This is a genomic window from Sphingomonas sp. MM-1, from assembly GCF_000347675.2.
In the GTDB taxonomy this organism is placed as follows: domain Bacteria; phylum Pseudomonadota; class Alphaproteobacteria; order Sphingomonadales; family Sphingomonadaceae; genus Sphingomonas_E; species Sphingomonas_E fennica.
Window position 1 is genome coordinate 122,290 of the sequence record NC_020561.1, and the last position, 11,193, is coordinate 133,482.

General features: G+C 67.3%; 11 protein-coding genes. 9 read left to right on the top strand and 2 right to left on the bottom strand.

Annotated elements, in window-relative coordinates:
* Positions 1-145 precede the first annotated feature (145 nt).
* From G432_RS00625 to G432_RS00665, 9 genes are all read left to right on the top strand, one after another.
* Complete coding sequence (locus tag G432_RS00625; RefSeq protein WP_041864741.1) at positions 146-1,216, top strand: lytic murein transglycosylase; 1,071 nt, start codon at positions 146-148, stop codon at positions 1,214-1,216.
* Complete coding sequence (locus G432_RS00630) at positions 1,200-1,688, top strand: septal ring lytic transglycosylase RlpA family protein (RefSeq protein WP_015456867.1); 489 nt, start codon at positions 1,200-1,202, stop codon at positions 1,686-1,688. The genes G432_RS00625 and G432_RS00630 overlap by 17 nt, the downstream gene beginning before the upstream one ends.
* 88 nt (positions 1,689-1,776) lie before the next feature.
* On the top strand, positions 1,777-2,952 hold the full coding sequence (locus G432_RS00635; RefSeq protein ID WP_015456868.1) for a D-alanyl-D-alanine carboxypeptidase family protein: 1,176 nt from the start codon (positions 1,777-1,779) through the stop codon (positions 2,950-2,952).
* An 11-nt stretch (positions 2,953-2,963) separates the two neighbouring features.
* The gene (gene tmk, locus G432_RS00640; protein ID WP_015456869.1) at positions 2,964-3,587 is read left to right on the top strand and encodes a dTMP kinase; all 624 of its coding nucleotides are present in this window, start codon (positions 2,964-2,966) and stop codon (positions 3,585-3,587) included.
* Positions 3,584-4,561 (top strand): AAA family ATPase, encoded by a 978-nt coding sequence (locus G432_RS00645; protein WP_015456870.1) that lies wholly within the window; start codon positions 3,584-3,586, stop codon positions 4,559-4,561. Before tmk ends, G432_RS00645 begins: the two co-directional genes overlap by 4 nt.
* A gap of 90 nt (positions 4,562-4,651) precedes the next feature.
* Positions 4,652-6,172 (top strand): methionine--tRNA ligase, encoded by a 1,521-nt coding sequence (metG, locus tag G432_RS00650; RefSeq protein WP_015456871.1) that lies wholly within the window; start codon positions 4,652-4,654, stop codon positions 6,170-6,172.
* A complete protein-coding gene (locus G432_RS00655) occupies positions 6,172-6,948 on the top strand; it encodes a TatD family hydrolase (protein WP_015456872.1) in 777 nt (258 codons plus the stop codon). Before metG ends, G432_RS00655 begins: the two co-directional genes overlap by 1 nt.
* Positions 6,949-6,958: 10 nt before the next feature.
* Positions 6,959-7,723: an MBL fold metallo-hydrolase gene (locus tag G432_RS00660; protein WP_015456873.1), complete on the top strand. Its 765-nt coding sequence runs from the start codon at positions 6,959-6,961 to the stop codon at positions 7,721-7,723.
* Positions 7,720-8,307 carry a TIGR02281 family clan AA aspartic protease gene (locus G432_RS00665; protein WP_015456874.1) on the top strand — a complete coding sequence of 196 codons (588 nt, stop codon included), beginning with the start codon at positions 7,720-7,722 and terminating at the stop codon, positions 8,305-8,307. The genes G432_RS00660 and G432_RS00665 overlap by 4 nt, the downstream gene beginning before the upstream one ends.
* A 7-nt stretch (positions 8,308-8,314) precedes the next feature.
* Here the strand turns inward: G432_RS00665 and G432_RS00670 are convergent, their stop codons facing one another.
* Both G432_RS00670 and rpoD read right to left on the bottom strand, forming a co-directional pair.
* Positions 8,315-8,971, bottom strand: a complete 657-nt coding sequence (locus G432_RS00670) for a DUF6975 family protein (protein ID WP_015456875.1) — start codon at positions 8,969-8,971, stop codon at positions 8,315-8,317.
* 192 nt (positions 8,972-9,163) lie between these two features.
* Positions 9,164-11,188 carry an RNA polymerase sigma factor RpoD gene (gene rpoD, locus G432_RS00675; protein WP_015456876.1) on the bottom strand — a complete coding sequence of 675 codons (2,025 nt, stop codon included), beginning with the start codon at positions 11,186-11,188 and terminating at the stop codon, positions 9,164-9,166.
* Positions 11,189-11,193 lie beyond the last annotated feature (5 nt).

The window sequence follows — 11,193 nt, forward strand, 5'->3', positions numbered from 1 at the left end:
ACCACTCGGCCGCCTATCCGGCGGCGCGCTTATCTCCGCAAGGGGCGTTGCGTGCAAGCGTCGCGATATGTTTCCCGAAAAGTCGGACAAAGGGGATTCACCTGTCCGCCAGCCTGTGGCACGAAGGGCGGGTAAGGGGTTCTTTATGCGTGCTTCGTTCAGGGCTTTGGCCGCTACCGCCTGCATTCTGGCGGCATCCGTCCTCGGATCGATGGAGGCGGGCGCCCAGCAGGCGGATGCGGCTTCGTCCGCCGATGATGCCGGTTTCCGCGCTTTTCTGGCGAGCATCCGGCCGCGGGCGCTGGCGGCGGGCGTGCGGCCTTCGACCTTCGACAGCGCCGTGGCCGGGCTGACCTTCAACCCGCGCGTCATCCAGCTCGATCGGGCGCAGCCCGGCGGCAACCCCAATGCGCCGGCGTCGGCCATCCCCAGCTTCGCGCCTTACAAGGCCCGCCATGTCGATGCCGATCGCATCAATCGCGGACGCAAGCGCTATCAGGATCTCCGCCCGCGCCTTGCCCGGATCGAGCGGGAGACGGGCGTGCCCGAATCGATCATGATGGCGATCTACGGCCATGAAACCGGCTACGGCACCTATACCGGCGACTTCGATCTGATCCGTTCGCTGGCGAGCCTCGCCTATGACGGCCGCCGGCGGGAGCTTTTCACGGCCGAGCTGATCGCCACGCTGCAATTGCTCGATCGCGGCATTCCGCGGTCCCGGCTGAAGGGAAGCTGGGCGGGCGCCACCGGCTATCCCCAGTTCCTGCCCAGCATGTACCAGCGGCTCGGCGTGGACGGCGACGGCGACGGGCGCGTCGATATCTGGACGAGCGAGGCCGACGCGCTCGCCTCGATCGGCAATTATCTGGTGAAGGCAGGATGGCGGCCCAACGTGCCGTGGGGCGTCGCGGTGCGGGTGCCGCCATCGCTGGATCGCACGGCGCTTCGCCCGCTCACGAAATCGCCGCGCTGCCCGCGCGTCTTCGATCGGCACAGCCGCTGGCTGACGATGCGCGAATGGCGGGCACTGGGCGTGACGGTGGTCGGCTCCCCCGCGCCGGCCGAGGGCGAACTCGTGACGCTGCTGGAGCCGGACGGCCCCAACGCCACCGCCTATCTGCTTTCGGGCAATTACCGGGTGATCCTCGATTATAATTGCTCGAACTTCTATGCCCTTTCGGTCGGATTGCTTGCCGATGAAGTGGCGCGCTGAGCTCGCCGTCCTCGCGGCGGCGGGCCTGCTGTCCGCCTGCGCATCGACCCGGCCGGTGAGCGACGGGGCCGTCAAGATCGGCAAGCCCTATGTCGTGGGTGGCCGCACCTATGTGCCGCGCGACGATCGCAATTACGACCAGACGGGCCTCGCCTCATGGTATGGCCCCGGCCATCACGGCCGGACGACCGCCAATGGCGAGCGTTTCGACATGAACGCGATATCCGCCGCCCATCCGACCCTGCCCATGCCTTCCTATGCGGAGGTGACGGCACTCGCTACCGGCCGCACCATCCTGGTCCGCATCAACGATCGCGGGCCTTTCGCGCCCGGCCGGATCATCGATCTGTCGCGCGGCGCGGCACGGGCGCTGGGCGTGGAGAAGGACGGCGTCGTCCGCGTCCGCGTCCGCAGGGTCTACCCGTCCGACAAGCGCCGCGCCTCGCTCGGCGCCCAGCGCAGCGCCTATTGATGGTAGCTGGCGGATGCCGCCCGGCGCGGCTATCAGGGGTGCCGATACGTCTTTCCCTTCCCAGAGCCTCTTGCCCGGAATGAACGCGATGAAGTCTCCGATCCTGCTCGCCGTCCTCGCCTCGACCATCCTGGCCTCCGCCGCGCCGGCGGCCGCGCCGCCGTTCGAAACCGAGGCGCCGGTCGCCTATATGAAGGATCTGTCGTCGGGCGCGGTGCTCTATGCCAAGGATGCGGATCGCCGCATGCCGCCGGCATCGATGGCGAAGATGATGACGGTCTATGTCGCCTTCGATCTCATCAAGAAGGGCGAGCTGAAGCTCGACCAGATGGTGACGGTGCGGCCCGAGACCTGGAAGCAGTGGCACGGCCCGGCCGCCGGATCGACCATGTTCCTTTCGCCCGGCGAGCAGGTGAGCGTGCAGAACCTGCTCCACGGCATCGTCACCCTTTCCGGCAACGACGCCTGCGTCGTGCTGGCGGAAGGGATCGCCGGAACGGAGCCCGCCTTTGTCGCCCTGATGAACGAGCGCGCCAAGGAACTGGGCCTGGACAATTCGCACTTCGGCACGTCCAACGGCTGGCCGGACAATGGCGTCACCTATGTGACCGCGCATGACCTGGCGGAGCTTGCGGCGCGGACGATCCAGGATTTCCCGGATCTCTATAAGGCGTTCTACAGCCAGACGTCGTTCACCTGGGGCAAGACCATGGGTTCCGGCGCGGACATCACCCAGCAGAATCGCGATCCGCTGCTGGGCCGCGTGCAAGGGGCGGACGGCCTCAAGACCGGCCATACCGAGGAAGCCGGCTACGGCTTCACCGGATCGGCGGAGCAGAATGGCCGTCGCCTGGTGATGGTGGTGGCCGGGCTCACCAGCTCCAACCAGCGGGTATCGCAATCGGTGGCCTTCATGGAATGGGGTTTCCGCGCGTGGAAGGCGGTGCCGCTCGTCGCCAAGGGCAAGAAGGTGCAGGATGCGGAGGTGCAGCTGGGCGATGCGCGCACCGTCGGCCTCGTCGCCCCGCGCGATCTCGCCGTCACGCTGCCGGCGGGCGTGGCCGGCAACATGAAGGTGAGCGTCGTCTATAACGGCCCGATCAAGGCGCCGATCAAGGCCGGCCAGCATATCGCCGATCTGGTGGTGCAGACGGGGGATACGCCGCCGCAGCTCATGCCGCTGGTGGCGGAAAAGGCGGTGGACGAGGCCGGCTTCTTCGCCCGCATCGCCGCCGGCTTCCGCTGGCTGTTCGGCCTCGCCTGATTTCGCCCACCGTGGCGCGCGGGCGTTTCATCAGCCTCGAGGGCGGGGAGGGGGTCGGCAAGTCGACGCAGTTGCGCGCGCTCGCCGCGGCCCTCCGCGCGCGCGGCCATGACGTCATCGAGACGCGGGAGCCCGGCGGCAGCGCGGGGGCGGAGGCGATCCGATCGCTGCTGCTCGACGGCGATGCCGGGCGCTGGACGGCGGGCGCCGAGGCGCTGCTGTTCGCCGCCGCCCGCGCCGATCATGTCGCCAAGACGATCCTGCCCGCGGTTGAACGCGGCGCATGGGTGCTGAGCGATCGTTTCCTCGATAGCTCGCTCGCCTATCAGGGCGGGGCGGACGGCATCGGCGAGGCGGCGATCCGCCAGCTCCACCAGGTCGGCAGCGACGGGCTGATGCCGGACCGCACCCTGCTGCTCGCCTTGCCGGCGGAGGAAGCCGCCGCGCGCGCGGCGGCCCGCGATCGCGATGGCGCGGATCGCTTCGGCGGCCGGGATGCGGCCTATCATGCGCGTGTCGCGGCCGCCTTCGCCGCGCTGGCGGCGGGCGATCCCGCGCGCTTCCGCATCGTCGATGCCACGGGCACGACCGATGACGTCACCGCCCGGCTGCTGGCCGCGCTGGAGGGATTGTGACGCCGCTTGGCCATGGCGATCAGGTCGCCGCTTTCCGGGATGCGATGGCGCAGGGCCGGATGCACCATGCCTGGCTGCTCGCGGGGCCGCAGGGCGTGGGCAAGGCGATGTTCGCCGCCGCCGCGGCCGCGCGCTATCTGGCGGAAGGCACCGATCGGCCGCCGGCCGCCCCCGGCCTCGACGTGGCGGAGGATCACCCGACCGCCCGGCTGATCGCGGCGGGCAGCCATCCCGATCATCGCGTGCTCCAGCGCCTGCCCCGCGACAAGACCGGCGATCTCGCCCGCAACATCACCATCGATCAGGTGCGCGCGCTCCAGCCCTTCTTCGCGGTCACGCCCAGCATGTCACCGCGCCGTGCGGTTATCATCGATGCGATCGACGATCTGGAGCGCCCGGCCGCCAATGCGCTCCTCAAGAATCTGGAGGAGCCGCCCGCCGATACGCTGTTCCTGCTCATCAGCCACGCGCCGGGCCGCCTGCTGCCCACCATCCGATCGCGCTGCCGCCTGATCCGTTTCGGTCCGCTGGACGACGATGTCATGACCGTGGCGATCCGCCGGATGCTGCCGGACATCGCCGAGGATGAGGTCGCGGCGCTGGTCGCCGACGGCGGCGGCGCGCCGGGCCGCGCGCTGCGTTATGCCGGGCTCGATCTCGCCGGGATGGATCGCGCGCTGGTTCAACTGGCCCGGCATGGCGATCCTTCCGGGGCGGAACGGATCGTGCTGGCCAAGTCCCTCGCGCTCAAGGCCGCGCAGCCGCGCTACGAGCTTTTCCTGGAAAGGCTGCCCGCCTTCATCGCCGGCGAGGCGAAGCAGCGGAGCGGCGATGCGCTGGTGACCGCCATCGCGCTCTGGGAAAAAGCGCGTCTTCTGGCCGAAGGGGCGGTGCGGCTGTCGCTCGATCCCCAGACCACGGTGTTCGAACTGGCGACGATGGCTGCCGGCCTTGCCCCGGCGCACGGGCACTGAAGCCGGGGAGGGCGCCTTCCCGCCATTTTCCATTCCCGCCATCGCAACAATATGGTGATTTCCGTGGCCCGTTCGCGCTAAAGCGCCGGCATGGCCGAACCTTTCTACATCACCACCGCGATCTCCTACCCCAATGGCCGCCCGCATATCGGGCATGCCTATGAAGTGATCGCCACCGATGCGATCGCCCGCTTCCGCCGCATGGAAGGGCGCGACGTATTCTTCCTGACCGGCACGGACGAACATGGCCTGAAGATGGATCAGGCCGCCCGCGCCCGCGGCATTTCCCCGCGCGAGCTTGCGGACGAAATGTCATCCTATTTTCGTGAGATGACGGGCGTTCTTAATATCTCGAACGACCGTTTCATCCGCACGTCGGAGCCCGCGCATTACGAGGCCAGCCAGGCGCTCTGGCGGGCGATGGCGGCCAATGGCGATATCTATCCCGGCCGCTATGAAGGCTGGTATTCGGTCCGCGACGAGGCCTTTTACGACGAGAAGGAGCTGGTGGCCGGCGAGGACGGCCAGAAGCTGTCGCCGCAGGGCACGCCGGTGGAATGGACCGTCGAGGAAAGCTGGTTCTTCCGTCTTTCCGCTTATGCCGATCGATTGCTCGCGCATTATGAGGCGAACCCCGATTTCATCCGCCCGGAAGGCCGCCGCAACGAGGTGGTGAGCTTCGTGAAGGGCGGGCTTTCCGACCTGTCGATCTCGCGCACCAGCTTCGATTGGGGCGTGCCGGTGCCGGATGCGCCGGGCCATGTGATGTATGTGTGGGTGGATGCGCTCACCAATTACCTTACCGGCGTGGGTTATCCCGAGGATACAGATACTTACAGGAAATATTGGCCAGCTGATCTTCACATCATCGGCAAGGATATCGTCCGCTTCCACGCGGTTTACTGGCCGGCTTTCCTGATGTCCGCCAATCTGCCGCTTCCCAGCCAGGTGTTCGGCCACGGCTTCCTGCTCAACCGGGGCGAGAAGATGTCGAAGTCGCTCGGCAACGTCGTCGATCCGATGGAGATGGCGCGCACCTATGGCGTCGACCAGCTTCGCTACTTCCTGCTGCGGGAAGTCAGCTTCGGCCAGGACGGCTCCTACAGCCATGACGCGATCGTCACCCGGTCCAATGCAGATCTCGCCAACGGCCTCGGCAACCTCGCCCAGCGCTGCCTGTCGATGATCGCCAAGAATTGCGGCGGCGTGGTGCCGGGCGAAGGCGCGCCCGCGCCGGTGCTGGACGCGGCGGCGCTGCTGGCGCGGGTGGAGGAGGCGATGGCCGGCCTCGCCATCCACCGCGCGCTGGAGGTCATCTGGGAAGGCGTGGCGGAAGCGAACCGCTATTTCGCCGACAGCGCCCCCTGGGCCGTGCGCAAGACGGACCCGGCGGCCGCCGATGCCATCCTCCATGCCACGGCGGAGGCGATCCGCGTGCTCGCCATCCTCGTTCGCTGGGCGATCCCGGAAAGCGCGGACAAGCTGCTCGATCAGCTTGCCCAGCCCGCCGATGCCCGCGATTTCGCGGCGCTTGCCGCCCCGATCGCCCCCGGCACGGCGCTGCCGGCGCCGCAGGGCGTGTTCCCGCGCTGGGTGGAACAGGAAGGCTGATGTTCGTCGATAGCCATTGCCACCTCAATTATGCGGGCCTGGTCGAGGATCAGGCGAGCGTGCTGGCGCGGGCGCGGGATGCGGGCGTCGCGACGATGCTGAACATCTCCACTCGCGAGCGCGAATGGGGCGACATCATCGCCACGGCGGAGCGGGAGGCGGATGTGTGGGCGTCGGTCGGCATCCACCCGCATGAGGCCGATGCCCATCCGGCGGTCGATACCGCCCGGCTGGTGGCGATGGCTGCCCATCCGCGCGTGATCGGCATCGGTGAAACCGGCCTCGATTATTATTATGATCATTCCGATCGCGATCGGCAGCGGGCCAGCTTCCGCGCCCATATCGCCGCCGCTCGCGAGACGGGCCTGCCGCTGATCGTCCACACCCGCGATGCGGAGGAGGACAGCGCCGCCATCCTGGCGGAGGAGATGGCGAAAGGCGCCTTTCCCGGGGTAATCCACTGCTTTACCGCCAGCGCCGATTTCGCCTGGATCGCGCTCGATCTCGGCCTCTATATCTCGATCTCCGGCATCGCGACCTTCAAGAATGCCAAGGACTTGCAGGCCACTGCCAAGACGATACCCGAAGATCGCCTGCTGATCGAAACCGACGCGCCCTTCCTCGCGCCGGTGCCGCATCGCGGCCGCACGTGCGAGCCCGCCTTCGTCGCCGATACCGCCCGCTTCCTCGCCGATCTGCGCGGGGTGAGCATCGAGGAGCTGGGCCGCGCCACCTCGGCCAATTTCTTCGCCCTTTTCGGCAAGGCCAGGGCATGAGGTCGCGACGGTGAAGGTGCATATCCTCGGCTGCGGAACCTCTTCCGGCGTGCCGAGGATCGGCAATGACTGGGGGGATTGCGACCCCGCAGAGCCGCGCAACCGTCGCCGCCGGGCGTCCATCCTGGTCGAAAGCGCCACCAAGCGTATTCTGGTCGATACCGGCCCCGATCTGCGCGATCAACTGCTCGATGCCGATATCGCCGATGTCGATGCGGTGATCTGGACCCACGATCATGCCGATCACTGCCACGGGATCGACGATCTGCGGCAGCTTTTCCACGCACGGGGCGCCCCGGTCGTCGCTTATGCCCGGCCCTGGACGCTGGCGGGGCTGCGCCTGCGCTTCGCTTATGCGTTCGAGGGCAAGGACGGTTACCCGCCGATCGTGGCCGGCCATGACCTGCCGGATCGGCTGATGATCGGCGACATCGCGGTGAATTGCGTCGATCAGCCCCACGGCACGATCACGTCCGTCGGCCTCCGCTTCTCATCCGATGATAAGACTATCGGCTATGCAACTGATTTTCATGCGATGACGGAGGCGATGGCCGATCTTTATCGCGGGCTGGACCTGTGGATCGTCGATGCCCTGCGCCGCCGGCCGCATCCCACCCATATGCATCTGGGCGATACGCTGGCATGGATCGATCGGCTGTCGGTCGGGCAGGGAGTGCTGACGCATATGGATCAGTCGATGGACTATGCCGGCTTGCTGGCCGAATTGCCGCCCAAGGTGGTGCCGGGTCACGATGGCCTGGTGGTCGCGCCGTGAACGGCGATCAGGCCCTCCAGATGGTGGCCGCCGCCATGTGCCTCGTCCTCGTCGGCAGCGCGTTCGTCGCCCGGCGGGTGCCGCTGGGGCAGGCGGCGAAGATGGCGCTCGGCTGGCTGGCCATCTTCGCGCTCCTGCTCCTCGCTTTCTCGTTCAAGGATGACATCGGCGATCGGCTGCGCTTCGCCATCCACCCCGATCGCGGCACCGTCGTCGGCGAAACGCTGCGTATTCCCATGGGGGATGACGGCCATTTCTGGGTGCGCGGCAGCGTCAACGGCGTGGAGACCCGCTTCCTCGTCGATAGCGGCGCCACCACCACGGCGCTTTCGGCCGCCACCGCCAGCGCCGCCGGCATCGATCCCGCCGACGATCCGTTCGGAACCCCCGTCGCCACCGCCAACGGCACCGTCATGGCCCGCCGGGTGCGCATCGCCGATCTCCGCATCGGCCCGATCCGCCGCGCGGACGTGCGCGCCACCACGGCGGCCGAGTTCGCGGACATGAACGTCCTCGGCATGAACTTCCTCAACTCGCTGTCCGGCTGGGGCGTCGAGGGCCGCACGCTGGTGCTGAAGCCCTGAGCCGACGTTACCGGCGCGCCTGTTCCCGCGATTCCAGGAGGTCCCACAGCCCGCGCTGCTGGTGATAGAGCTGCCCCGCGCCAAAGCCCACCGCGCGCTCCAATGCCGGGGGGATGCGGCCCGCGAAATCGCCGATCGCGGCGCGCGTCGGCAGGCGGGCCGGCTCGATCGCGATGCCGAGCCGCGTGGCCGCGAGGTCCAGTATCTCGCGTATCGCCACCCAGTCGAGCAGCAGGGCCAGCGCCGCGCCCAGCGCGCAGCCCCGGCGTTCGGAGGTGGCAAGCATTTCGAGGGCATGGCGCTGGGCGAGCAGCGCGGCCTCGCATTCCGCCTGGCCGGGCGTGCTCGGCAGCGGCGGGGCCGCCACCACCAGCCGGGTGAGCAGCCCGCGTTCCTCGGCGAAGGCGGCGGCCGAATCGCCGATCCAGCCGGCCAGGTCGTCCGGCGATCGTTCGACGGCAAGGTCGATCACGCCGGGATGGCGGCCGTGCAGCAGGCAGAGATGGTGGATGACGTCGGCCAGGTTGCGGATGGCATCCGCCCCCTCGCGCAGCTCGGCGGAGGCGACATAGGGGTGCCCGCCGCTGCCCTCGACCGCGGCATTGGCCAGTAGCGACGTCGCCAGGCGGCTCGGTCCCATGGGGTCGGTTGCGGGCAGGGGCATCGCTTACTCCTGAAAACACGGATGATCCGTGTATTCCTCGATGCCCCCGCATCTATATCAAAGCCCGTAAAGGCGAGGTTTATGACGGATTAGTTATTCGGATATAAGGGTTAACCGGATCCGAAACGAAAATCGCCGCCCTGGGGCACCCCCAAGGCGGCGATCCGGTGCCTCGAAACCGCCGTCGGCGGCTTACTGGTCGAGGAAGCTGCGCATCTTGCGGCTGCGCGACGGATGCTTCAGCTTCCTGAGCGCCTTCGCCTCGATCTGGCGGATGCGCTCGCGGGTCACGCTGAACTGCTGGCCCACTTCCTCAAGCGTGTGATCGGTGTTCATGCCGATGCCGAAGCGCATGCGCAGCACGCGCTCCTCGCGGGGGGTGAGGCTGGCGAGAACGCGCGTCACCGTTTCCTTCAGATTGGCCTGGATGGCGGCGTCCACCGGGATGATCGCGTTCTTGTCCTCGATGAAGTCGCCTAGATGGCTGTCCTCCTCGTCACCGATCGGCGTTTCGAGGGAGATCGGCTCCTTGGCGATCTTCATCACCTTGCGCACCTTTTCGAGCGGCATCGAAAGCCGCTCGGCCAGTTCCTCCGGCGTCGGCTCGCGGCCGATCTCGTGCAGGATCTGGCGGCTGGTGCGGACCAGCTTGTTGATCGTCTCGATCATGTGGACCGGGATGCGGATCGTCCGCGCCTGGTCCGCGATCGAACGGGTGATCGCCTGCCGGATCCACCAGGTCGCATAGGTGGAGAATTTGTAGCCGCGGCGATATTCGAACTTATCGACCGCCTTCATCAGGCCGATATTGCCTTCCTGAATAAGATCAAGGAATTGCAGGCCGCGATTGGTATATTTCTTGGCGATCGAGATGACGAGGCGGAGATTGGCTTCCACCATCTCCTTCTTGGCGATCCGCGCCTCGCGCTCGCCCTTCTGCACCATGTTGACGATGCGGCGGAATTCGGGAAGCGACATGCCGGTCGCCTGGCCGATCTCGGCGATCTCGGCGCGGATGCGCTCCACCGGCGCGGCCTCGGCCGCCGCGAAGGCCGCCCATTTCTTGTCGAGCCCGGCAACCCGATCCAGCCAGCCTTCCTCGGTCTCGTGGCCGACATAGGCGTCCAGGAACGACTTGCGCTGCACCTTGTGGCGCTCGGCCAGGCGCAGCATCTGCCCGCCCAGCGCCATCAGCCGGCGGTTGAACGAATAAAGCTGGTCGACGAGATATTCGATCTTGGCGCCGTGGAACTGGACGCTTTCCACCTCGGCGGTCAGGTCCTCGCGCAGGCTCTGATATTTCTTCTCTTCCGCGGCCGGCAGCTCGCCGCCCGCGCCCATCGCCTCCAGGCGGGCGACCTGCATCTTGTGGAATTTCTTGTAGAGCTCGGTGATGGTTGCGAACTTCTCAAGCGCCATCGGCTTGAGCTGCTCCTCCATCTGGGCGAGGCTCAGCGTATTATCGTCGTCATCGTCTTCCGTGGGCCGCGGCGTGCGGCGCTCGGTCATCGAATCCTCGTCGTCGTCGGCGGAAGCCTCCTCGGGCTCGTCCTCCTCCTTGAAGGACGGGCCGGTGCTCTGCTCGCTGATCTCGCCGTCCTCGTCCTCGGCGCTTTCCACCTGCTCGGCGGTCGGCCCCTTGGAGAGCATGGCATCGAGATCGAGGATCTCGCGCAGCTGCATCGTGCCTTCGTTGAGCGCGGTCGACCAGTCGATGATGGCGTTGAAGGTGATCGGGCTTTCGCACAGCCCCAGGATCATGGTGTCGCGGCCTGCCTCGATGCGCTTGGCGATGGCGATCTCGCCCTCGCGCGACAGCAGCTCCACCGCGCCCATCTCGCGCAGATACATGCGGACGGGATCGTCCGTGCGATCGACCGTTTCCTTCTTGGCGACCTGGGTGAGGACGGGGGCGCCATCGCCCTCGTCGACGCCGACGACCTCGTCGTCGCTGTCCTCCTGCTGATCGTCCTCGCCGCTTTCCTCATTCTCGACGATGTTGACGCCCATTTCGGAAAGGGCGGACATCACATCCTCGATCTGCTCGGAGGACATCTGGTCCTGCGGCAGCGCCTCGTTGAGCTGGTCGTAGGTGATGTAGCCGCGCTTCTTGGCGCGGGCGATCAGCTTCTTCAGCGACGCCTCGTTGAGGTCGATCAGCGGCGCATCGCCGCCCTCGCTCTTCTCCGCCGTTTCCGCCATGTTCGTCTTCGCCATTCGAC